Origin of the sequence: Acinetobacter sp. R933-2 (genome assembly GCF_030325485.1) — a bacterium.
Lineage (GTDB): Bacteria > Pseudomonadota > Gammaproteobacteria > Pseudomonadales > Moraxellaceae > Acinetobacter > Acinetobacter sichuanensis.
This window is the reverse complement of the sequence record NZ_JACAIJ010000005.1, coordinates 192,022-216,333: the sequence shown is the minus strand read 5'-3', so window position 1 is coordinate 216,333 and position 24,312 is coordinate 192,022. Positions and strand designations below refer to the sequence as shown.

Genomic DNA, 24,312 nt, shown 5'->3' with positions numbered 1-24,312 from the left:
CATTATCAATATTATTTGTGAAAATATTTTTTGGAGTTTCAGTATGTTGAACATTGCTGCAAAAAGAACCATGACTCAATCTTTGGCATTCAAACTTTCACCATTAGTGATGGCTTTAACGCTGATTTCTCCAATAACAGCACAAGCAAATTCTGATGTTCATTTAGAAAGTCAGTCAGACCAAGTAAATCAGCAACGCTATCAATTTCATCGTGATCATGTTTTAGGTACATCTTTAGATGTTATTGTGATGGGAAGTTCTAAACAAGATGCACAAAAAGCATTTACAGCAATCGAGAATGAAGTTGCCCGTTTAGATAAAATTTTATCGACATGGCGTGATGATAGTGAGATTAGCCAATTAAATAAAAATAAGAGTATTCAAGCTTCATCTGAATTATTTGAAGTCATTGCAGCCTGTGAGCAAATCCGTCATCAAAGCTGTGGTGCTTTTGATGCTCGTTTAGGACAGCTTATTGCCTTATGGGAAAAAAGTCATGGTGTTGTGGAGCTAGATGCAGCAACCAGAAAACAAGTATTGGCGCAGTTAACTGAACACAGTGTAAAGCTTGATGAAAAAAGTCAGCATATTGAAATTGATGAAAATGTAAAATTTGCTCCTGATGCTTATGCAAAAGGTTATATTATTGACCGTGCTTTAGTGGCTGCACAGCAAGCTGTACCTTCAATACAAGGAATTTTAGTTGATATTGGTGGAGATTTAAGAGTTTGGGGTGAAGCACCACAAAAAGATGCTTGGAATATTGGTGTACAAACAGCTTGTAATCATTTTGATAATACTGCACCTGATCAGTTTCTAAAATTAAATGATCAAGCAGTGGCTTTTAGTGGAAAAGGTTACCGTAATTTAGCAGGACAGTCTCATTTATTAGACCCAAAAACAGGTCTAGCTTTGCAACATGTAGAACAATGTGTTGTGGTTGGAACATGTGCGGCAGACAGTGATGCATTGGCAACAGCTTTGGCAGCAATGTCACCACAACAAGGCTTAGAACTCATTGAAGCATTGGTCGGCTATGAAGCCCAAGTGGTTGCAGCAAGTGGTCAAATATATCAAAGTAGTGGTTGGTCAAACTTAACTCAAAGTGCTAATCATCAACTTGATTTTGTCAATGTTGCGACAGGTGCAAGCGCAAAATGGCCTGCGGGCTATCAAGCTGTGATTGATTTGGTGATTCCTAAACTTGAAGTGGAAAAATATAGAGCACCTTATGTTTCTGTCTGGGTAACGGATGAGAATAAAAAAATTGTGCGTACACTTGCTGTTTGGGGCAAAGATGACAAATGGATTAACTCAAATTATGTATGGTGGCGTCGTTATGGACGTCAAATGACCAATTTAGATGCCGTTGCTAAACCATCACGTCAACCAGGACAGTATAAATTAGCTTGGGATGGTAAAGATGATACTGGACGTGCTGTAGCTGCTGGACAATATCAGATCCATATTGAAACTTCACGTGAACATGGTGAGCATTCATATCAAACTTTTGATTTAGATGTAAAAGCAAAATCAAGTCAACAGACTTTAGCTGCACAAAAAGAAATTGGAGCACTCAAACTCAATTTTCAAAAAGTGAACTAAGCGATATAAGTTATTGATAAAGAGATATTCAACGTGTATCAAAAACGTGATTTTTACCGCCATGCACGCTATGTGCATGGGTGGTTATCAGCATTTGCCTTTTTAGTCTTAATTTTCTTTTCAATTACAGGCATTTTTTTGAATCATCCTGAATGGTTTGAGCCAGCCAAAAAAGAAAATACCAGTACGATTTCATTACCTGATGAGTTATTAGCTGAGATTAAAGCCAAAGAAAACCCAAGTGATTTAATTTTAAACTATATTCGCCAGCAACAAGCGGATGCTTTGATTGGACGTTATCAGAGCAGTGAAGTCTTAGATGGTGAAATTATGATTCATCTGGAAAGCCCCGCAGGTTCATCTGATGTTTGGGTGACTTTGGATACTGCCGAAATGGAAATCAGTAGTAAACCTGCTTCCACCATTTCATTGATCAATGATTTACATCGAGGAAAAAACTCGGGTACTGCATGGCGTTGGCTCATCGATATTAGTGCTGTTTTGATTACTATTTTATCGTTAGCAGGTTTTATTTTATTTTTGAGTATCAAAACACGTTTAATTACACATTTAGTCTTAATTGCTTCAAGTATTGTGTTGTTCATGTGGTTGATTTGGGCTGCAATTTAAGGTTGATAAAATGACACAAGCTGTAGAAGGCGTATTGCTGTGTTTGGCAATTTTGTTGGTTATTGTATTGTTTATAATCGTTTTATTGATTTGGAAAAACAAAAAACAAAAAAACTTTTCTCATCAATCTGATTATCTAATTGTTTATGCGAGTCAATCAGGACATGCTGAAAATTTAGCAAAACAAACACAACAGCAACTGCAACAAGCAGGTTATTCAACTTATTTATTGAATATTCAAGATATCACAGTTTCGGATTTGCAAAAAAGTTCACAATCTTTATGGATTGTCAGTACCTATGGTGAGGGTGATTTACCTGATACAGCACGTCAGTTTTATCGGAAGGTGATGCAATCGGCTGTAGATTTGTCGCAGCATCATTATGCAATTTTGGCTTTGGGAGATCGACACTATAAACATTTTTGTAGATTTGGCACGGTGTTGCAGGACTGGTTACAACAGCAACAAGCGCATGCTTTATTTGAAATGATTTGTGTTAATCAGTTGCAACAGTCAGATTTACAACAATGGCAAATACAGTTGCAAACTTTGTTAAAAACGCAGTTAGCTGATTTAAATATTGAACGTAAATGGTCAACATTAAAGTTGACTTCTCGTCAGTTGTTAAATCAGGGAAGTCAAGGTAATCCACTGTTTAAGTTGGAATTTTCATATACTGAAAATATGTCGTGGCAAGCTGGCGATCTGGTGGAAATTCAATGTCATAATGCTATAGATGTGCAAGATTATCCTATTCGTGAGTATTCAATTGCGAGTTTAGTCAAGCAGAATAGACTTGAATTGGTGGTGCGACAGGAAGTTCATGAGCAAGGTTTGGGCTTAGGTTCAGGCTTATTGACACACAGTTTGCAAATAGGGGAGTCTATTTCTGCTTGTATACGGCAAAACTCTGCGTTTCATTTAAACTTAGACTTTCCAGCCGCAATTTTTATTGGAAATGGCTCTGGTATTGCTGGTTTATTAGCTCATATTCGACAACAAGCATTGTTAAATAGACAACATAACTGGTTGATTTATGGTGAGCGTCAAGCACAGTTTGATACGGTTTATGATGAGCAGATTCAGGCGTGGCAGCAGCAAGGTGTCTTAACTGAAGTGGATCGGGTTTTTTCACGCGATGGTCAAGCACAAAAATATGTGCAAGACTGCCTTTATGCGAAGTCTGAGTTACTCAAGCAATGGCTGAATGATGGAGCTGCAATTTATGTATGCGGTAGTATGCAAGGAATGGCACAGCAAGTTGACCAAGCTTTATTAGAGATTTTAGGCAAAGTTGAATACGAAAAGTTATATGAACAAAAACGTTATTTAAGAGATGTTTATTGAGCATTTAATTTTTTATTTAACATCAAGCAAAAACAAAAAACCGATGAATATTCATCGGTTTTTTTATCTATTATGCGAGTTCGTGTTTGATGGAAAATCTTCAACGAAGAAATTTAAGGATTAAAATTTCTTTTCAACACTAAGCATGACAGATGGAATTGCTTGGTTATTACGTGCTTGATAGATTGCACCTGTATTTTGGTCAGTTAATTTTTCTTTATAATCTGTGCTTAATAGATTTCGTCCTGTGAGCGTGGTTGCCCAACCTTGTTGAAAACGTTTAGTAAGGCTAACATCAACATTAAAGCGTGCATTACTTGTGCGGTCATAGGCTTGGTTTTCTAAAGCACGTGTAAACTCAGGAACATAGTTTAGGTTAATACTGCTTGCTAGTTGCCAAGGTTGGTAGTTGTATGAAATGCCTGTGCTTGCAGTATAAGGTGCGACATCACTCACAAGGCGTTCATGGTGTTGTTCATCTTCCACTTTGGCACGTACCGTTGAAAGTTGACCATTGAGCATAAATGAATGCCCTTGCTCAGTTTGCTTCAGTGCATATCGTCCTGTAATTTCTACACCATAGGTTGTGGCATTATTTTGGTTGTAAGGACGCTCTACATAACGATCACCTTCAAGTTGAATCGATTTTTCGATGTAGTCATCAATATCACGTTGAAATGCAGTAATATTCATACCACCAGCAGCCGTGTTATAGCCTAATGTTGTTTCATAAGCCGTAACTTTTTCAGGTTTTAGATTAGGATTACCGCCACGATCAGGATTATTTAATGAACCTGCATCAGCATCTGTCGAAAGTGTTACAGTTGGAGTCAGTCGGTTACTGTTTGGACTTCTAAATGCTTGGCTAATATTGGTTTGTAATGACCATTCTTTAGTGAAATCAAAGCGATGGGCTAGAACAGGGCTAAAATGTTGGTCAGTATATTCAACTAAACCTGAACGATCTAACCATTCTTGGCGCGCGCCTAAGGTTAAAGTTTGACGATCTGTAAATCGCCAACTGCCTTCTGCATAAAGTGCATAGCGTTTTTCATCTAAAGCATCTGTCATATTGCTTTCGAGTTCACTTGCACGTGTGTCTAAACCAAACTTAATTTGTTTTTTAGCATCAAATTTACGTACACCATCGTAGGCAAAACCATATTCATTGATGGTTTCATCAATATAACTGTTATTTTGTAAAGCGCGCGTTGACTCAGTTTCATCTTGTTTTTCAACAGAAAAACGAACTTTGTCTGAGTCTCCTTGGTCTTTACGCTCATAACGAGTATTGAAACGTATGCTTTCATTTTCATCATTTTGAATCTGGTCGCCACGTGTGCCATCACTTTCATTTTTACGATAGAAAATTTCGCCAACTACTTTCTGTTTACTGTCAATCTCATATTCTACGCGTGGAGCAAACATGGTTGAACGCTGTTCTATGACACGCTTTTGTTCACGTGTTTGATTTGCTGTTTGTGTTTGGGTGATACGTGTTGCATCTGTCCACATTTGATTGGCAGAAAAGCTATATAGCCATGATTGATCACGACCATCCATTTGTAATGAAAGGTTTTTTCTATCTTCATCATTTTGCCCAGCTTTTGCGAGTGAGTAACCTGCACGAACAGTTCCTCCAATAGGCGCATTTTTTAAAGGTTCTTTTAAAATGATATTAATAACTGCGCCTGAAGCGACAGAACCATAAGCCACACTAGGTTGTTTGGTAATTTCTATTTTTTCTATCATGTCGGGTGTAAGTGTATCGACAATCGACATACCACCACGTGGTCCACCTTGTACTGGTTCACCATTGACCAGAAAAATAGGTGCAGCACCACCGCGAAAACGCATACCTGATGCACCGCCGCCGCCACGTGGACCTTGACCAGGTACAGGCATTTGGAAACCTGCGGCACGGCGTAAAGTATCATTGACAGATTGATCCCCATACTTGAGCATTTCTTCACGTGTCACGGTCGTTTTTGCTATTGCGCTAATATCAGGATCTTTAGCTATTGCTTTGGCTTGAAAAGATAAAGTATCTAAAGTTTGAATGGGGTCTGTTGTTGAGGGCTGCTCAGGAGGAGTTGAATCTGCCCAACTTGGAGCACTGATGCATAACAGTGCAAAACTTAAGCCGCTGAGTTTCCATTTTTGTAATGTGCGATATTGTGTGTAAAGCATGAAAACACGTTCCATTTATGTAATTTTGCGTAGCTTAACTTAAAATTATGTAGAAACTTTGTGGGAAAAAGGTTTTTTGAAAATAAATCTATAATAAGCTTTGTGTTTGTTTTTATTATATTTAATTTCATTGCTTTAAAAATACCAGCAAATATGACATTTGCTGGATATCTTGTTATTGAGCGCGTTTTAAAAGCTAAAAAATATTTACCACATTAAGTCATCAGGAATAACATATGCTGCGTATGGATCTTCCTCATCTGTGGTTTGTTCATGATTTTCAGCATTATTCACAAGAATAAAACCTGTCATTTTGTCATTAATACGCTCAGCAAGTGCTTTAGGTAAGAAAGCATAACTGGTATTTTCTTTTGCGATGACTAAACTACCTGCAACTAAGGCATTATAAATTTGTTGGTTGATATAGACTTTTTTAATTTTACTTTCATCAATAAATTGATAAGTCATATCACCGTCAGTATCTTTGATTTTATGCTGAGCAATCATTTGTATAATTGCTGCAACTAAAGCTTTTTCATCTAAAATACGTTGTTTTTCTTGGTTTAATGCTTGGTCTTTTGCAATTTTTTCTTGCTTATCTTGTTCAATTTTTGCTTTGATTTGGGCATCATCATTTTGCCCTGTACGATGCTCATGTTGTGCCTGTTTAGACAATTTTTTTGCCTTTTTGTTATCGACTAAGCCCGCTTTTAATAACTGAGCTGCTAAAGCATTTTTAACCATGTGAACAACCTACTATCACTTGACAAGATAATGAATACGAAAATAAATTAACCAATAAATGCAACTTAAGCTAAAACTTAGCAGTGCAGGAATTAGAAAGGTATCTAATTTTAAATAAGGATATGCAGCTGTGGCAATTACTCCTCCAAAGATAAAGCCAAATAAAATCAATAAATGTAAAATGACGCGTTTTTTTTCGACTTGCAGCCCACGGAATAAATAACCTAAGGCAAGCCCTAAATCTGTTAAGACACCAGACAAATGAGTGGTTCGAATAATCGCACCTTGATAATGACTGACCATCGCATTTTGAATCCCCATTGCTGCACATGCCCAAAGTAAGCCATAACGAGGATAATTGGCAATAAAACACCAACTCAATACAATAAACAAAGTCATCAAACTCAGAGGTAAGCCATAACGACGACCTACTTTAAAATGACTATTTCCTAGAATAAACCCACTATAACTAGAGCCAAGTACATAGCTTAAAATAATTAAAATGAGGAAAATAATACTGGAAATATCACCTTTAAAAAGGCTAATGGCAAGCATACTCGCATTTCCAGTCATATGTGAAACAGACTGATGTAACAGCGTAATTAAGCCTATAACATTGATCATACCTGCATTGAGTGCAAGTAAAAAAGCACCAAGTTGCACCCAAAGCGGAAGTTGTTGAAGTGGCATGTCACAAACTGAATCAAATAAAATTTAATTCAGTCAGTATAGAAGGTGATTATTTTTTAGCAAGGTCTACGGCAGCAGTAAATAGGACGTCAGTAGATGAGTTTAACGCAGTCTCAGTTGAATCTTGAAGTACACTGATGACCATACCAATGGCAACAACTTGCATTGCAACTTCACTTGGAATACCAAACAAGCCACAAGCTACAGGAATTAACAATAAAGAACCACCCGCAACGCCAGAAGCACCACATGCAGTCACCACAGAGACTACAGATAAAATAATCATTGTGGTCATATCCACATGAATATTCAACGTATTTACAGCAGCTAAAGTTAAGACCGTAATCGTCACTGCAGCACCTGCCATATTAATGGTTGCACCCAATGGAATAGCAACGCCTGCGGTCGCTTCATCAACGCCTAAGCGTTTAGCTAAGTCTAAATTTACAGGAATATTCGCAGCAGAACTACGTGTAAAAAATGCAGTAATTCCACTTTCTTTTAGACATTTAAACACTAAAGGATATGGATTACGGCGCATCACCAAAGCGACTAAAATTGGATTAATGACCAAAGCAACAAAAGCCATCGTCGCAACCAATACAATAATTACATGTGCATAGTTCTCTAGTGTTTCTAAACCTGCTTGTGCAAAAGTTGCAACCACTAAACCAAAAATACCAACAGGAGCGAAACTGATCACAATACGAATAATGACATTGATGGCATCTGCAACGTCAGTAATCACACGTTTGGTTGTTTCTGAGCTATGACGTAAAGCAGCACCCAAACCAACAGCCCAAGCCAAAATGCCAATAAAATTTGCTTCATGTAAAGCGGTGACTGGATTACTAATAAAACTTAAAAGTAAATTTTTTAAAACTTCCGTAACACTACCCGGAGGTTGTAAAGCGATATCAGTTGCACTGGTAAACATTAAAGTACTTGGAAAGGCGAGGCTAGCAAAAATTGCACTTAATGCTGCGAAGACCATACCTACCACATACATCATTAAAATAGGTCTAAGTTGATGATTGCTTTGACCAACTTTAAAGTTAGCAATAGATGCCATCACCAAAACAAACACTAAAATCGGCGCAACAGATTTTAATGCTTTAATAAAAACATCCCCAAAAATACTGACATAAGCCGCAGTATTTGGGAAAAGATATGCAACAATAAAACCAAGTATTATGGCAATAAGAATACGTGTGACTAAACTTAAACGTGCTAGGGCAGCGAACATATTGAAACCTGAGTTGCCTTAAACTGGGCTAAAATTGATAAACAAGCGGACTATTTTATACCTAAAAGCTCTAACAAAATGAAACATTTTCACATAAAAAATAAGATATTAAAAAATATACGAATTTTTCTAAAATTAAGAATTCCATTTGTGTTAAACTTATCCTGATAATACAATATCATACAGAACAAAAGGTTTGAGCATCAAGTTCATGCATCGCTTGATAGTGTGTTAAGTAAATATTTCCACTTAATTCCTCTAAAAGTTTAGAGCTTTTAAGACGATCTATGACAGGACCTTTGATTTCTGAAAAGTGTAATTGAATTTTCAATTTAGACAGTTCAGCATTAATGTCTTCTAAAGCCTCTAAAGCACTGAGGTCAATATTACTTACACTTGAGCAGTTCATGACAACATGATGTAAATGTTCATTTTTACTGACCTCAGCAATCACAAATTCTTTTAAAGTATTGGCATTTAAGAAGCTTAAATTTTCATCAATTCGAATAGAAATGATATTGGCACTGGTTAATACATCATGCCGAGAAATATTTCTAAAATGCTGTGTGCCTTCAACTAAACCAATGACAGCAATATGAGGGCGGCTAATACGCCAAAGCAATAACATAAAGGTTGAAATAATACCAATGATTAAACCTGTTGAGATATCAATGCAAAGTACACCGAAGAAGGTCACCCACATCGCAATACCATCTGCTTTAGAATAACGCCAAGCTTCAAGGAAAGGTTTAAAATCTACCAGTTTCCAAATAGATACGATAATGGTTGCCGCTAATACCGCTAAAGGTAATTCTTTAAAAATACCTGTTAGGTACAAACTGACAATCACAATAAAAATAGATGACAACACCCCAGCCATTGGTGTTTTTGCACCTGCATCGGCATTGACGACGGTACGTGATAAGCTACCCGTAACAGGAAAAGATGCGCTAAACCCAGCACTTAAATTGGCTAAACCCAATGCAACAAGTTCTTGATTACTATTTAATTCACTTCTTTTTTGAAATGCAGTTGCCTGTGCAATAGAAATAGATTCTACAAAACTGACCATCGTGATCATGGCTGCACCGGGAAGGAGTTGTATCACTAAATCCCAAGACCAAAATGGCATGGCAAGGGGTGGAAAACCTGATGGAATTTCGCCTACAGTTTTAATACCGAATTGTTCGATATGTAAAAAATGAACAAAAGCAATGGAGAAAAATACCAAAAGTAAAGGAATCGCTTTATTTAAAAAATTGAGTGTATTTTTATTTAGTTTTGAAAAAAGTGCAGTAAGTATTTTAGGTGCATAAATTAACAATAAAATAGAAAGTCCACCAAATGCTAAACTAGGTAGATGAATTAAGCGAATATACTCAATCGTAGAGCTAATAAATTCAAGGATATTTCCAGATTTTAATGGAAGGTTCACTAAAAATTTAAATTGGCTTAAGGCAATTAAGACTGCTGATGCAATAATAAAGCTTTTAATCACAGGATGACTGATTAAACGAATCAAAAAACCAAAACGGAAAATACCAAACAGTGTTGAAAGTATACCGACCAAAACTGCTAATAAGCAGGCAGCTTGAATATAAACAGGTGATCCCACCTCATATAAGGGCTGTAAAGTTGCAAATGTCATCATCGAAATGAGCGCAACAGGACCAATGGATAAGGTCGGACTTCCACCCACTAAAGCATAAATAATCATGGGAAGAATACTGGCATACAATCCCATAATTGGAGGTAACCCCGCGACCATAGCATATGCCATACCTTGAGGTACAAGCATGGCAATCACAATCAGAGCAGCCAGTAAATCTGCTCTAAAAGCTGTAGGGGTATAGTGCTGAAGCCATTGCCATGCAGGGAGAATGTTACTCAATTTAGACTGAGACTTGGTAGGCATAAAACGCTCTATATCACATTTATGTATATATTATGCAGAAAAAATGCTAAGAATTACAGTCTAAATTTTATTGAATAGGGCTAGACGTTTTTCAAAACGTATTGAACATATCATGACCACGATCAAAATAATGTGTATTTAAATAAAAGCTGAGTTGAGTATATTGCCCATCAAAGTCTAAAGATGCGGGCAATACAAATCATACAAAGTATTTAGGACAAGGCTAAGCTTTGGATCTTTAATAGAATAATAAATTTGTTTACCATCACGGCGTGTGGTGACAACATCGCTTTTACGTAACATCATTAATTGTTGTGAGAGCGTAGGTTGTGTAATTTTGGTTTGCTCTTCAATTTGTGAAACATTGAGTTCTTGTTGCACCAAATGACACAAAATCAGTAAACGGTCAGTATTGGCTAACGATTTGAGTAATGAAACCACATCTGTGGCTGATGCGCGCATGGCATCAATTTGAAAACTCTGATTCATAAAGATCAGAAACTCCTAATATTACTGAGTTTGAATATTCTATGCACATATTCATGTTTAAAACGTGAATAGTGTGTTTGTAATCCACTGATGATGCATCCTAACATGAATATTTTAATATTTAATTCTTCTTAATCCTAAGTTTTTTTTATAAGGCTTATTATTTTTATCTAATTCAAATATTTAGATATAAATATAAGAAAATAAGCTAAAATTTTTGCTGTATTATTGTGCAATAAATAAAGCGTTTAAGACCTTAAGTTGATATTTAAAATAAAAAATTATTGTCATATTGATAAGTTCTGCATTGAAATATAGATATGAGACAGATCATTTTAAGTTTAAAATCATGACCGTGGATTTGACAAATTTTTGTCTTATTAAATGCTTTTATTTAAAAATAAGTGAATGATAGAAATTAGAAAAATATGTTGATTAAGTCAAGAATTTTATGTTTTACATTATTTGTAAGCGTGATTTCATTTGATGTCATGCTCATCATACATCCTGAGCCATTGATTGATAAAATTTATTTGCAAGCGATTCGAGGGCAGGCACAAGCACAATTTGAGTTGGCTGATCAAATTGAAACGGCTGATCGAAATGATATCAATCTCAATGATCAACAATCGTCATTTAAAAAAATGTTAAATTGGGTCATACAACCGTTTATATATGCTGAATCCAAAGCAGAAGATGGTTTTGATCAATTTTTCCAACCTATTCAGATCAGTCAAGCAGAAGCTTTACAGTGGTATAAAAAGGCAGCCAATCAAGACCATACTCAGGCACAAATTCGTTTAGCAACCTATTATTATAACAATGGACAAGGTCCTGATTTTCAAAGTGCTTATCATTGGATTTGGCGTTTAGCTCAAAAAAATGATGCCTTTGCACAGGCACAATTAGGTTGGATGTATGTACAAGGTGCAGGTGTTGAAAAGGATTATCAAATAGCACATTACTGGTTTTTAAAGTCAGCTTTACAGGGGAATCATCAGGCAGCACCATTTTTAGCATGGATGTATTTCCACGCCCAAGGTGTCCGAGGAAGTAATACAGAAGCTTTTAAATGGTATAAAAAATCGGCTGAAGCAGGTGATCCTGAAGCACAAATGTTTATGGTGGTGATGTATAAATTTGGTATTGGTACGGCGGTCGATTTAACACAGTCAGCTTATTGGAAGCAAAAAATTATAAATACACAAGATATTGATTTTGAATATTCTTATACAAGAAATGATTATGAGAATAGAATAAAATATTGGGCAAAGAAAAATGATAAACAGCCTAATCCAGATCGGGGTCAGACATTTTATGAAAAATATAATTTAGCTTTAGACTATAAAACGGCAAGTCAGGGCAATGAAAAACGTGCATTTGAAATTTTTAATGAATTATTAAAAAAGAATGAGAGTGCAGGTGTCTTATATCAACTCGCTGAAATGTATGAAAAAGGTTTAGGGACAGCGCAAGATATGAAGAAAGCCATTGAGTTTTATGAAATAGCCGCGACACAAAACGATATTATGGCATTGTTACGTTTAGGTGATCTTTATTTTCAGGGCAATGAATTTGTAGCCCAAAATTATAGCAAGGCTTTATATTGGTATAAAAAAATAGAAGCTTTGGGACAGCCTCATGCTTCTATGAAATTAGGTGAAATGTATATGAATGGCTTGGGCGCTGCACAAGATCCTGAACAGGCTTTTCAATATTATCTTTACTATGCAGACAAAGGTGACCAAAAAGCACTTAAAATCATTGCACATTGTTATGAATATGGTATTGGTACACCTCAAAATTTAAAAAAAGCACAAGAAATCAAAGCTAAGCTTAGAATTTAAGCAATTATGAATATTATTCAGTTTTAAATTTCCTCTCGCTTGACTGTGATATAAGGCAATATTTTTAGTTTTATGGTCTAATATAAGCGCATTCATTTCTGTTAAAATTATTGTGCTTCTTCAACCTTTTTGTACTGTTATTCCAACACTTTCCCATGATTATGCTGAATGGCATCGGGGACGAGAGGATTATGCACTTTGGTATATAGAAATCACTGAACCAAAACTACAGCATTATTTACAAAAATTACGTGAACATTTTTCTCCCTTTTTATTTCAACCAAATATTCGTCAATTTCATATTACGCTTTTTATTTGTGGATTTTTAACAGAATATCAACCTGTTTTAAATGATGATTTTTCACAACAACAATTGAGTCAACAGATAAAAAATTTAACTAAGCAAAAACTCGGTGCATTTAAAATAAAAACAGGCAAAATTCAAAGTTTTGAAAGTGCCTTATTTGTTGAGATTTTAGATGAAAATAATAGCCTAAGTGTTTTTAGGCATCTTTTTGCACAAAATCATGATGAAATTGCCGCATTATACTATGTTCCGCATATTACGCTTGGTCTATATCATTCGGCATTTACTGCCGAACAAATATTTGAGCATATTGAAACACTTGAACAGCAACAATTTGAACTTGATGTTACACATTTAAGCTTTGGTTATTACAAAGCAAAAATTATTCAAGGCAAATTATATGCAGAACAACATATTCATTTAGGTAAATTATGATTCGACTCATTTTAGGTGGTGCGCGTTCAGGAAAAAGTCGTTTGGCTGAAAAAATTGCACAAGAGAGCCAATTTACTGTGAGTTATGTGGCGACAGCCCAAGCTTGGGATGCTGAAATGCAATCACGCATTTTACATCATCAACATCAGCGACCTGCTGATTGGGCTGTTTATGAAGAGCCACTACATTTAGCTGATCTATTAGAAAAAATAGATCAACCTGAGCATGTGATTTTAGTGGATTGTTTAACCTTATGGATGAGCAATTTATTAATGGCGAATGATCAAAGTACGTCATCTGTAGCATCAAATTTACAGGCGATTGAATGTGAAAAGTTGTTTAAGGTTTTACCTCATTTACAAGCCAATATTATTTTAGTGAGTAATGAAACAGGTTTGGGTGTAGTACCCATGGGTGAAATTACTCGAAAATTTGTAGATGAATCAGGTCGTTTACATCAACAACTTGGACAACTCGCAGACACTGTTATTTTTTGTGTGGCAGGTTTTCCAATGTATTTAAAAGGAGAAAAGGAATGAATTGGTGGTTAGATGCATGTCAAAAGCCAAGTGAAGCTGCAAAAACACAGGCAGAACAACGTCAACTGCAACTGACTAAACCAACAGGTTCACTTTCTGAGTTAGAGCATGTTGCGATTCAGCTCGCAAGTTTACAAGGTCAGCAACAGCCACAAATTAACTTTCCTTGGATCACCATTTTTGCGGGCGATCATGGTGTGATGGAAGAAAATATTTCAGCTTATCCGCAGGCAGTGACGCGACAAATGTTGCAAAACTTTGCCACAGGTGGTGCTTGTATCAGTGTTATTGCGAAAGAATATAATGCAAAATTACAAGTCATTGACTGTGGTTCAGTTGGTGAAAATTATGATTATGTAGGTGTTGAGCGTCATTGTATTGCCCAAGGAACAGCAAATTTTGCTAGAACGGTTGCAATGACAGAAGCACAATGTCAAGCAGCCATGCAACTGGGTAAAGAAAGCGTAGAACAAGCTTTATCACAACATGCATCAATTTATGTCGCAGGTGAAATGGGAATAGGTAACACCTGTTCAGCTTCGGCTGTGGCATGTTTTCTTTTAAATGAAACGGCAGAAAAGTTAACAGGTGTAGGTACAGGCATTCGTGCTGAGCAACTTGAACATAAGAAAAATATCATTAATCAGGCTTTGGCTTTACATCAACATGATGTTCATGGCGATGCTTTTAAAGCGTTGTGTGCAGTGGGTGGTTTAGAAATTGCAGCGATGACAGGTGCTTATATTCGCTGTGCGCAAGTGGGCTTGCCGATGGTGGTTGATGGTTTTATTAGTACTGTATCTGCATTGCTTGCAGTTCGCTTAAATCCAAATGTCCGTGAATGGATGTTCTTCGGTCATCAGTCTGCTGAATATGGGCATCAACGTTTACTCGCAGAGTTAAATGCACAGCCTTTATTAAAATTAAATTTACGTTTAGGTGAAGGTAGTGGTGCAGGTGCATCTTTAGGCATCATTAAACTTGCATGTAGTTTGCATAACCACATGGCGACATTTGCTGAAGCGGCTGTTATTGGTGAAAAAGTTTAATTTTTTAATGTGATTTTGATGTAATCAGATTGAAGAAAAGTAGAGAAATTGGATGAAATTGCGGATTGATGTATTAAGGCATGGTGAAAGCACATTGAGTCATACTTTAAGAGGCTCAACAGATGATGTTTTGACAGCACTGGGTCAAATGCAAATGCAAAATACAGTGGATGCCTTTTTAACTCAATCCGCAGCGCCAATAGCTTGGCAGAGTATTTTTAGTTCACCATTGCAACGTTGTCGCTTATTTTCTCAACAATTGAGTGTGCAATATGATAAGCCTTTAATCTTAGAAAAAGATTTACAAGAAATGCATTTTGGCGATTGGGAAGCCAAACCGACCCAATGGATTTATGAAAATTTCCCTGAGCAACTGAGTCAGTTTTGGCAAACTCCGACAGCGTTTACGCCACCCAATGCCGAAAGTATTTGGCAATTTCAAAGTCGAGTTTTAAACGCGATGGATTCTATTCAAATGCAGATGTTAGAAAAGCATTGGCATCAGGTTTTATTGGTGACGCATGGTGGAGTGATTAAACTTTTAAAATGCCTCGCAACACAACAAAGTCTAGACAATATTTTAACGATGTCAGCAGAACTAGGCACTTTACATTCTTTTGAGTTAGACACGACGAAGCAAAAAATCAGTTTATGGTCTACTTGTTCTGAAAATAAGAGCATTTAAAATGACAGCATTTTTGATTGCATTACAGTTTTTAACGACTTTCCCGATTCAGCTCAAAACAATGCCAAGTCAGCAACAAAATGGACAATCTTTGTTGTTTTATCCTGTAATAGGTTTACTCATTGGCGGATTATTATGTGCTGTAGCAATGTTATTACACACTTTACCTCTTATTTTATTGGCATCAATAATCTTATGTCTATGGATTTGGTTGACAGGAGGTTTACATTTAGATGGTTTGGCTGATACCGCCGATGCTTGGGTGGGAGGTTTTGGTGATCAAGCGCGAACTTTAGCCATTATGAAAGATCCAAGCTGTGGACCGATCGGGGTATTAAGCTTAGTCATTATTTGTTTATTAAAATGGTCAGCTATTTATGTATTATTACAAGAAAAACAATTTATAGCTTTAATCATGTTTCCTATTTTAGGTCGTATTGCACCATTAATTTTATTTTTGACTACATCTTATGTACGAAAAAATGGTTTAGGCTCGGCATTAACAGCATTTATTCCGAAAAAAAGTGCAATTTTAATTATTATATTTTTTCTATTATGTACTTTATATTTTAAATGGGTCGGTATTTTGACTGTTCTTAGTTTTTTAACAACATTGTTTTATTTGCGTCAAAAATTTATCCAACGTATTTCAGGAATTACAGGAGATACTGTGGGGGCGAGTATTGAAATCTTAGAAACTGTGACTTTGTTCACTTTTGTGGTTTTGAGTTTTTATCTTTAAATTATTGGCTTAAAATTGATGAAATTTAATGCTAAAAACCAGATTAAATTTTATCTAAGAAAATAAAAAAGAGGTCAATATGCCAATTCAAAATAGTAAAATTTTACAATATAAATTTTTAAATGAGATGTATGGAGATGCTTATTATCCTGCTCATTTAGTTGATGAAATTAAAAATATTTTAGTTGATGTCTGTCAGGAAATTGAAACCAATCAGCCTAAAAACTTAGCTGAATTATATGTTTTAACACATGCTGCAACTGAAAAAATTAATGATTTACAAACAGCATTTGATGAAGCCGAGAGTGAAATTGAAACTGTAGCACGAGAAGCTATAGGGGAAGATTTTTATTTTATTGCAAAAGCCTATGAGTATTATGATGCAGATGGAGAAGAATTAATTTCTCCACGTGATTGGTAGTTAAAAATAAAATAATATTACTGCTATTTATGTTTTTCAGCTTTATTTTAGAATGGGTGTTTGTAGAATATCCATTCTACCTATAATTATTTATAAAAATTTAAAATAAAAAATAAGTATTTGTTTTTGATTTAATTTAAAAAATATTTCATTTTTTTATTAAGTAGGTTTAGTTTTTTTACTAGAATAATTTAGTTTTATTAATGATCAGTATATTAAAATACCTAATTTTAGGGATATATAAGAAGTCTAAAAAATCGTCTAATAATAAATAACTTAAGGCATATTTAAAAGGGCGACATCATGAGGAAGTTTTGTACTCAATGTTTATATGTTGTGCTTTTTATTTCTTGATAGATAGATGCAGTGAAGAAAATGTCTTCAGTGAGTGTCGTGACGTCTATTCTTCAGCCCATAAATTGTTTTAAGTAAGGAGCGCTTATTGCAACAGAAGTTTTTTAATCTTCGTCGTTACAAGAAGGGTGGAGTGGAACTTTTGTAAAAGCGTCAGGTGGAACCAAGTTAAAGACGTTAATTCAAATGAATTTTATAGGAAATGTTTATCAATTAGATGCGGTCAAACAATTCAAGTGCATGACCTCGCTAATGTAGAACAAGAAACAATTCATGTGAAATTAGCAGAACCTGTCCAAAGTACTACGCTTAAAGGGGTTTATTAGGATGTGTTGTACTTGGATGTAACTTTTTAAATATTCGAACTGTGAGACAACAATGAAAATATTACTTAAAAGTGCTGCTGTGACAGCATTGTTATTAGGAAGTGGTCTAACACAGGCTGCAACAACCACCTCAAGTATACCGATGGGCGTAGATGTTCCTAGAAGTTGTACTTTATCCAATGTGAGCGCAGGTATTATTTTACCTGAAGATGGAAGTGAAGCCCAAGGTGCTTTTACACTTACTTGTAATATAGATGGAGGGTTTAATGCCACGTATTCATTTGATTCAAAAAGTAATTCTTCAAAACCAAGAGTTGTAAATGCCAATGGTGTTGGTCTTGAAACGAGTGGGTTTGTAGAGGTGGATGGATGGAATTTATCCTTAGATTCAGGTTCTCAAACACTCTATTTTCTTGCTACTTGGTTAGGTAGACCTGCTACAGCAATAGTGAAAGCAAAATTAAAATCACCTACAACCGCCACAACCCCTGCTGGTGTTTATACCGACACATTCCGTGTCAATGTTATGTATTAATTTAGCTTAATTCCAACTCAATCTAATTGTTTTTTTTAAAGGAATATTTTCATGAAGATTTTATCTAAAATTGCTTTAGCATCAGCAGCATTACTCACAGCGGGTTTTGCACAAGCAGCGACCACATCGGCGTCTATTCCTGTGAGTTTAACGATCACTCCTAAATGTAGCATCAGCGATGTAAGTTCAAATATCGTGATACCTACAGACACCACCAATGGTACAGGTAGTTTTAAAGTGACTTGTAATGCACCTTATAGCATTAAAACAGACACATCCAATACAACCAATGCCCAAACTTTTGTGAAGTCAACGACAAACCCAAACTTTACGCTGAATACTAAAATTACAGTCGACCGTAATGGTGATGTGGTGCCTGTAAACGTAGGTACACCGTTGTCTCAACCGGGTTTAACGGTAGATACATATAATGTGAATGCAGCGTTAGTTGCGGCAGTGACGACCACGACCCCAGCAGGTATTTATAACGATGTATTAAATATTAGTGTCGATTACTAAATTATTCACTGAATGAGGCTCATACTTTAGATTCAGTATTAATGATAGTAATTATAAAATGGTGGTGTTCTTACAGTTATGATTGTTTTAACACCACCTATATAATCCATATTTTATGTGAAAAAGTAGTCAATTAAATATATTGATATGATTTAATTTATTTTTTGTAAAATACAAAGCTCGCTTATAAATGTTGAATATAAATTTAGAAGACTTAACTTCTATATACAGTTAATCATTAAAATTAAAAAATATTTTTTATTTATCGCTGGTTATTTTTATTTTAGAAAATATTTATAAATAATTTATTTTATTTGCGATTGTTTACAGTATTTATGGAAGATTAAAATAAAAAAATAAGTATTTGTTTTTTATTTAATTTAAAGTTTATTTCATTTTTTTGTTAAGTGAGTTTAGTTTTTTTACTAGAATAATTTAGTTTTATTAATGATCAGTATATTAAAATACCTAATTTTAGGGATATATAAGAAGTCTAAAAAAGCGTCTAATAATAAATAACTTAAGGCATATTTAAAGGGCGACATCATGAGGAAGTTTTGTACTCAATGTTTGTATGTTGTGCTTTTTATTTCTTCATGGGCAAGTGCTGCAAACCAAACGTCCTCAGTGAGTGTCGTGGCGTCTATTCCTGTAAGTTGCCAGTTTTCAAATGTTAGCCCACAAATTGTTTTAAGTGAAGAAGCGCTTGTTGCAACAGGAATTTTTAACCTCCAATGTAATCAGAAATTTGAGCTACAACTGAGCACAAAGTCATTACAAGAAGGGGGGAATGGAACTTTTGTAAAAGCGTCAGGTGGAATGAAGTTAAAGACGTTAATTCAAATGAATTTTATAGGAAATGTTTATCAATTAGATGCGGTCAAAAAAATTCAAGTGGATGACCCCACTAGTGTAGAACAAGGAACAATTCATGTGAAATTAGCAGAACCTGTCCAAAGCACTACGCCTAAAGGGGTTTATCAGGATGTGCTGTATTTGGATGTAACTTTTTAAATATTCGAACTGTGAGACAACAATGAAAATATTACTTAAAAGTGCTGCTGTGACAGCATTGTTATTAGGAAGTGGTCTAACACAGGCTGCAACAACCACCTCAAGTATACCGATGGGCGTAGATGTCCCTAAAAGTTGTACATTTTCAAATGTAAGTGCAGGCATTATTTTACCTGAAGATGGAAGTGAAGCGCAGGGTGCTTTTTCTCTCCTTTGTAATACTGGGAGTTTCAGTACAGTTTTTTCAATGGATTCTAAAGCGGCACATGGTCAGTTTCAAGTGACTAATCCGAATGGAGTGGGTCTACCAATCGAAGGTGCTGTGAGTATTTTTAATTATGATTATCGTTTAGATGACAGCATTGTTTACGGCGGATTTATAGGGCAAGTATTAGATTACATTGTAAAAGCAAAATTAAAATCACCTACAACAGCCACAACCCCTGCTGGTGTTTATACCGACACATTCCGTGTCAATGTTACGTATTAATCTAGCTTAATTTCAACTCAATCTAATTGTTTTTTTAAAGGAATATTTTCATGAAGATTTTATCTAAAATTGCTTTAGCATCAGTAGCATTACTCACAGCAAGTTTTGCACAAGCAGCGACCACATCGGCATCTATTCCTGTGAGTTTAACGATCACTCCTAAGTGTAGCATCAGCGATGTAAGTTCAAATATCGTGATACCTACAGACACCACCAATGGTACAGGTAGTTTTAAAGTGACTTGTAATGCACCTTATAGCATTAAAACAGACACATCCAATACAACCAATGCCCAAACTTTTGTGAAGTCAACGACAAACCCAAACTTTACTTTGAATACCAAAATTACAGTCGACCGTAATGGTGATGTGGTTCCTGTAAACGTAGGTACACCGTTGTCTCAACCGGGTTTAACGGTAGATACTTATAATGTGAATGCAGCGTTAGTTGCGGCAGTGACAACCACTACCCCAGCAGGTATTTATAACGATGTATTAAATATTAGTGTTGATTACTAAATTATTCACTGAATGAGGCTCATATCATGAAGAAAATAATATTCGCATTATCGGCATGTGTTCTTTCTACACCAATATTTGCAGCAACGACAACCTCATCTATTCCGATGAGTGTTGAAATTGCAAAACAGTGTAGTTTTTCCAATGTCGCAACCGCAATCATTTTAAAAGAAGATGGTTCAGCAACAACAGCAGGTTATAGCGTCACTTGTAATACGCCATATAGCATTTTTACCGACAATGCGAAATGGAATGGTGGTTGGAACTCATATATTTCCAATGCACAAGGTGAGCAGTTGAAAACGGGTGTCAGTACAACAGCACTGCAAGATGGCGTACTTTTACCATTACATGCTGGTCCAAGACTGAATCGACCGGGATATTCTGTGGATGATTATGTGATTAGTTTTGCTGTAGCAGATCCAATTACGCCAACAACACGTGCAGGTGTTTATACCGATACCTATTTAGTAGATGTTGAATACTAATCAAGTTGTACATTTTAAGTTTGCATAAAAGATAAGCGATTTATCTTTTATGCCTCTATTTTTTAATTGATAAAACTCATTTGAGTTTGGGGGTGTCTAAATATGCACATTTTAAAATATAAAAAAGCATGGTTATTAAGTTTGTTTTTTGTTCAGTCTATGGCACATGCAGATTTAACGATTTCCCCAGTTCAACTCTATATTACAGGTGAACGTCAACAGCGCAGTACGACCGCAAATTTAACCACAATGGGAGAAAAGTCAGATCGTACTTATGAACTGAGTGTTTTTCGTTGGACGCAAGATGAAGAAGGTAATGAAGTTTTAACACCCGATACAGATTTGGTGGTAAATCCTAAAGCATTGATTTTAAAGCCTGATAGTAAAAAAGTCATTCGTTTTGGCTTTAGACAACCTATTGATGCGATGAATTTGAAGCAAGAAGGAACATGGCGCGTTAAGTTTACAGAAATACCATCACCTTTACAAAAAACAGGGATGAATATTGCGCTGAATTTTAGTGTACCCGTATTTGTAGGTTCTGGTTTTAAGTCTGATCTGACATTCCGTTTTGGAAAAGACCAGCACAATAATACAACTTTAATTGCTAAAAATAACGGAACAGCTCATTTTCAAATTACAAAATTTAGTCTGCAAGATGCGACAGGGAAGAAACTTACCGAAGTCGATATGATGAAATATATATTGCCAAATCATCAAGTGACGATTCCTTTAAAAGGTTATACGCATACTTCTGGTCAAGCCGTTAAATTTGTAATGGAAAAAGAAACTGAAAAAGATCCCGTAATTTTTGCTATTGCGGAGTAGATGTTATGGGCAAAAGAAAATATAAACTCGTCTTCCTTGCAGTAATGGTTTTATTACACACTGAGCAAGCTAAGGCAGAAGTATTGCCTTTGCCAATAACGCAGCAAGATCAACAAGATGATGTCATCTTAGGGCTTTGGATTAATGGTGTGGATCAGGGGCAGGACGCTGTATTAATGATCTCTGATCATAAAAAATATATAGAGTGCCCAATATTAAAAAACAGCTTTATGGATTTGAATAAATTTCAACAAATAATGAAATCTGAAATAGCTTATTGTTTATTATCAGAAAATGATATTCAAATTGAACAAGATATCGATGCACAGTTATTAAAAATTAAAATTCCTACACATTATATGCAAAGCCAAAATATTGAAAATTCTGCATTACAAATACCATCATTACCCGGTTTAGGTGGCTTTTTAAACTATAATGTATTTTATCAATCTGGAGATTATTCAGAACAAGCAAATGCAACCACAGATATCGGTATATTTTGGAAAAATACTTTTTTTAATAGTAACCATATTTTTAGAAAAAACTATTTACAAGATGAACAAAACTTTCAAAGCCATACCCGTTTAAATACAAGTCTAACTTTTGAGTTTCCTAAAAAATTTACGACTTTACAATTGGGTGATAATGTCAGTACGCCTACAGGTATTACACAATCTTATTATTTTGGTGGTTTTAGATGGGGAACGAATTATACATCACGTCCAGATTTTGTATATTGGAACACACCTTCTTTTCAGGGGAGTGCTTTAGTACCTTCTACAGTTGATTTAATTATTAATGGAAATAAAGCATATAATACAAAAATAAATCCTGGTGAATTTAATTTAAATAATCATATTAACTTTCGTGGTCTAGGTCAGGCAGAAATGATCGTGGAAGATATTATGGGAAATAAAACAGTACAAAATATTCCGATTTTTGTAAATGAGCGTTTATTGAAAAAAGGGCTGAATGATTATAGTTTATCAGCAGGGAAATTACGTTATAACTTTAGTGAAGACAGTGATGACTATCGCGAATGGTTTGGAAGTGCTTATTTTAGAAGAGGAGTAACAGAAAAAACCACTTTGGGCTCAGTATTAGATGTAAGTAAGGATCTTAAAAGTGTAGGTTTATTATGGAGTCAATATTTATATAAATTAGGATTATTTGAGTTGAATTCTGCTTATAGTGACTCTAAAAAAGGTGAGGGTTATACCGTCAGTACAGAATTTAAAAGAGATACAGAAAAATATAGTGTTGGAATAAAATCACAATATTATAGTGATGATTTTAACATGTTAGGTATGGAAGATAACTTGAATGGGCAAGGGTATTATTTTCCTGAACGTGAAAATTTAGTTTATATCTCTAAATCTAATATTCCAGTTTTAGGGAATTTATCATTAAGCTATGTTGAACAAAAATATAGACCTATTGCAGAACGAGATGATAAAAAAATATTTAGTATTCGCTCAAGCCGAAACTTATTTGAAAACTTAAATATGAGTTTAGGTGTTTCTTATGAAACAGGAAGTGAAAAAGACCATCGAGTTGATTTATCTTTAAGCTATCGTTTTAATGATAAACATTCAGCGTATTATAATCAAACTGATAATGATTCAAGCAATTTAACAATTATAAGAAATACTTCAAATGCAGTAGGTGTAGATTATGCCGTTGGAGCAGGTCGAGTACATGGAGAAAATACAGGCAATATTTCAACACGTATTAAAACTAAAGCAGCAGATTTAGATTTACAATATTTACAAACAGGCGATAGTCAACGCTATAGTGCAAACTTGATGGGTGCTGTTGCTTGGCTTGGAAATAGTTTTGGTCTAAGTAAATTAGTGAATAATGGATTTTCTTTAGTTAAAATTACAGAGAGTCCTAATATTGATGTTTATCGCAATGATTTATTCATTGGTAAAACAAATAAAAATGGTGAAATTTTTATTCATGATTTAATTCCATATACCAATCAGCATTTATCTTTTAATGAAAATCAACTTGAAATTGAAAATAAAGTTGAAACAGCAAGAAAAACGATTATGCCATTGAATAAACGTGGTTATATTGTTGATTTCCCTGTTGTGCATACTCGTGAAGTAAGTTTTAAATTGGTCAATGAAAAAGGAGAGTTATTACCACAAGGCAGTCAAATTATTGTAGATCAAAATCAAGATGATATTTATCCAATTAGCAGTGATTATATTGTGACTTTATATGGTTTAACACATGATATACATATTCTAGATATAAAAGTTTCTGAGAATGAAAGCTGTAAAGCATATTTAGACTTAAAAAATAATGAAAATACGATACAACCACTCACATTAATCTGTAAGTAGGAG

General features: G+C 35.0%; 24 protein-coding genes. 18 read left to right on the top strand and 6 right to left on the bottom strand.

Annotated features, from left to right (window positions below):
• The first annotated feature begins 43 nt into the window (after positions 1-43).
• The 3 genes from HX005_RS07960 to HX005_RS07950 are packed head-to-tail and all read left to right on the top strand — an operon-like array spanning position 44 to position 3,584.
• Complete coding sequence (locus tag HX005_RS07960; RefSeq protein ID WP_286376943.1) at positions 44-1,606, top strand: DUF2271 domain-containing protein; 1,563 nt, start codon at positions 44-46, stop codon at positions 1,604-1,606.
• A gap of 33 nt (positions 1,607-1,639) precedes the next feature.
• Positions 1,640-2,236, top strand: a complete 597-nt coding sequence (locus tag HX005_RS07955; RefSeq protein ID WP_286376942.1) for a PepSY-associated TM helix domain-containing protein — start codon at positions 1,640-1,642, stop codon at positions 2,234-2,236.
• Positions 2,237-2,246: 10 nt separating this feature from the next.
• Positions 2,247-3,584: a sulfite reductase subunit alpha gene (locus HX005_RS07950; RefSeq protein ID WP_286376941.1), complete on the top strand. Its 1,338-nt coding sequence runs from the start codon at positions 2,247-2,249 to the stop codon at positions 3,582-3,584.
• Positions 3,585-3,704: 120 nt separating this feature from the next.
• Here HX005_RS07950 and HX005_RS07945 read toward each other — a convergent pair whose 3' ends face one another.
• The 6 genes from HX005_RS07945 to HX005_RS07920 form a co-directional block, all read right to left on the bottom strand.
• A complete protein-coding gene (locus HX005_RS07945; protein WP_286376940.1) occupies positions 3,705-5,774 on the bottom strand; it encodes a TonB-dependent receptor plug domain-containing protein in 2,070 nt (689 codons plus the stop codon).
• Between the two features lie 207 nt (positions 5,775-5,981).
• The gene (locus HX005_RS07940) at positions 5,982-6,518 is read right to left on the bottom strand and encodes a DUF2058 domain-containing protein (RefSeq protein WP_286376939.1); all 537 of its coding nucleotides are present in this window, start codon (positions 6,516-6,518) and stop codon (positions 5,982-5,984) included.
• A gap of 15 nt (positions 6,519-6,533) precedes the next feature.
• Positions 6,534-7,208, bottom strand: a complete 675-nt coding sequence (locus HX005_RS07935; RefSeq protein ID WP_107008979.1) for a YoaK family protein — start codon at positions 7,206-7,208, stop codon at positions 6,534-6,536.
• A 49-nt stretch (positions 7,209-7,257) separates the two neighbouring features.
• Complete coding sequence (sstT, locus tag HX005_RS07930) at positions 7,258-8,454, bottom strand: serine/threonine transporter SstT (RefSeq protein WP_286376938.1); 1,197 nt, start codon at positions 8,452-8,454, stop codon at positions 7,258-7,260.
• 178 nt (positions 8,455-8,632) lie between these two features.
• Positions 8,633-10,369: a SulP family inorganic anion transporter gene (locus tag HX005_RS07925; protein WP_286376937.1), complete on the bottom strand. Its 1,737-nt coding sequence runs from the start codon at positions 10,367-10,369 to the stop codon at positions 8,633-8,635.
• 177 nt (positions 10,370-10,546) lie between these two features.
• Positions 10,547-10,858, bottom strand: a complete 312-nt coding sequence (locus HX005_RS07920) for an ArsR/SmtB family transcription factor (protein WP_107008976.1) — start codon at positions 10,856-10,858, stop codon at positions 10,547-10,549.
• Positions 10,859-11,286: 428 nt separating this feature from the next.
• On the opposite strand from HX005_RS07920, the gene HX005_RS07915 reads away from it, so the two are divergent.
• From HX005_RS07915 to HX005_RS07845, 15 genes are all read left to right on the top strand, one after another.
• The gene (locus tag HX005_RS07915; RefSeq protein ID WP_286376936.1) at positions 11,287-12,705 is read left to right on the top strand and encodes a tetratricopeptide repeat protein; all 1,419 of its coding nucleotides are present in this window, start codon (positions 11,287-11,289) and stop codon (positions 12,703-12,705) included.
• A 112-nt stretch (positions 12,706-12,817) separates the two neighbouring features.
• A complete protein-coding gene (locus tag HX005_RS07910) occupies positions 12,818-13,447 on the top strand; it encodes a 2'-5' RNA ligase family protein (RefSeq protein ID WP_286376935.1) in 630 nt (209 codons plus the stop codon).
• Complete coding sequence (cobU, locus tag HX005_RS07905; RefSeq protein ID WP_286376934.1) at positions 13,444-13,986, top strand: bifunctional adenosylcobinamide kinase/adenosylcobinamide-phosphate guanylyltransferase; 543 nt, start codon at positions 13,444-13,446, stop codon at positions 13,984-13,986. Before HX005_RS07910 ends, cobU begins: the two co-directional genes overlap by 4 nt.
• The gene (gene cobT, locus HX005_RS07900) at positions 13,983-15,035 is read left to right on the top strand and encodes a nicotinate-nucleotide--dimethylbenzimidazole phosphoribosyltransferase (RefSeq protein WP_286376933.1); all 1,053 of its coding nucleotides are present in this window, start codon (positions 13,983-13,985) and stop codon (positions 15,033-15,035) included. The genes cobU and cobT overlap by 4 nt, the downstream gene beginning before the upstream one ends.
• A 52-nt stretch (positions 15,036-15,087) precedes the next feature.
• Positions 15,088-15,720, top strand: coding sequence for a histidine phosphatase family protein (locus tag HX005_RS07895; RefSeq protein WP_286376932.1), 633 nt, complete (start codon positions 15,088-15,090; stop codon positions 15,718-15,720).
• 1 nt (position 15,721) lies between these two features.
• Positions 15,722-16,462 (top strand): adenosylcobinamide-GDP ribazoletransferase, encoded by a 741-nt coding sequence (locus tag HX005_RS07890; RefSeq protein WP_286376931.1) that lies wholly within the window; start codon positions 15,722-15,724, stop codon positions 16,460-16,462.
• Positions 16,463-16,541: 79 nt separating this feature from the next.
• On the top strand, positions 16,542-16,883 hold the full coding sequence (locus HX005_RS07885) for a DUF5713 family protein (protein WP_286376930.1): 342 nt from the start codon (positions 16,542-16,544) through the stop codon (positions 16,881-16,883).
• Between the two features lie 732 nt (positions 16,884-17,615).
• Positions 17,616-18,098, top strand: coding sequence for a hypothetical protein (locus tag HX005_RS07880; RefSeq protein WP_286376929.1), 483 nt, complete (start codon positions 17,616-17,618; stop codon positions 18,096-18,098).
• Between the two features lie 51 nt (positions 18,099-18,149).
• A complete protein-coding gene (locus HX005_RS07875; protein ID WP_286376928.1) occupies positions 18,150-18,617 on the top strand; it encodes a hypothetical protein in 468 nt (155 codons plus the stop codon).
• A gap of 546 nt (positions 18,618-19,163) precedes the next feature.
• On the top strand, positions 19,164-19,631 hold the full coding sequence (locus tag HX005_RS07870) for a hypothetical protein (RefSeq protein ID WP_286376927.1): 468 nt from the start codon (positions 19,164-19,166) through the stop codon (positions 19,629-19,631).
• A 22-nt stretch (positions 19,632-19,653) separates the two neighbouring features.
• A complete protein-coding gene (locus HX005_RS07865) occupies positions 19,654-20,121 on the top strand; it encodes a hypothetical protein (RefSeq protein WP_286376926.1) in 468 nt (155 codons plus the stop codon).
• Positions 20,122-20,171: 50 nt separating this feature from the next.
• On the top strand, positions 20,172-20,639 hold the full coding sequence (locus HX005_RS07860) for a Csu type fimbrial protein (protein WP_286376925.1): 468 nt from the start codon (positions 20,172-20,174) through the stop codon (positions 20,637-20,639).
• Between the two features lie 26 nt (positions 20,640-20,665).
• The gene (locus tag HX005_RS07855) at positions 20,666-21,127 is read left to right on the top strand and encodes a hypothetical protein (RefSeq protein ID WP_286376924.1); all 462 of its coding nucleotides are present in this window, start codon (positions 20,666-20,668) and stop codon (positions 21,125-21,127) included.
• A gap of 102 nt (positions 21,128-21,229) precedes the next feature.
• Entirely contained in the window at positions 21,230-21,955 is a 726-nt protein-coding gene (locus tag HX005_RS07850) for a fimbrial biogenesis chaperone (RefSeq protein WP_107010188.1), read from the top strand.
• A gap of 5 nt (positions 21,956-21,960) precedes the next feature.
• Entirely contained in the window at positions 21,961-24,309 is a 2,349-nt protein-coding gene (locus tag HX005_RS07845; RefSeq protein WP_286376923.1) for a fimbria/pilus outer membrane usher protein, read from the top strand.
• Positions 24,310-24,312: the final 3 nt, after the last annotated feature.